Annotated in this window: 1 protein-coding gene; it reads right to left on the reverse strand. The window is 38.4% G+C overall.

Translation table 11 applies throughout. From position 1 onward, the window contains the following. Positions 1 to 276: alpha/beta hydrolase-fold protein (locus CWB62_RS18380; protein ID WP_249315608.1), on the reverse strand; the 276-nt coding region annotated here is incomplete at both ends.

The raw sequence follows: 276 nt of genomic DNA on the forward strand, positions 1-276 counted from the left end.
AAACCAAACAGACGGGCTACCAATAATATAATGGCTAAATAAATCGGGCTCTGTAAATAAAATAGTGGCACCTAATAAGCCGCCTAGCGAGTTACCTATGTAGGTTTTGTGTGTGTGACTAGCTCGGTAGTTTTGCTCAATATAAGGAAACACAGTGTTTTTAATAAACTGAATATGGTCTTGCGCATTACCTGTTTGTTTTTTCCAATCTTTTGCAAAGGTAGGTGTGTAGTCTCTTATTCGACTAGCTGATCCAATAGAGCCTTTTTCGTAACC

The sequence above is a fragment of the Pseudoalteromonas sp. S408 genome, from assembly GCF_005886645.1.
Lineage (GTDB): Bacteria > Pseudomonadota > Gammaproteobacteria > Enterobacterales > Alteromonadaceae > Pseudoalteromonas.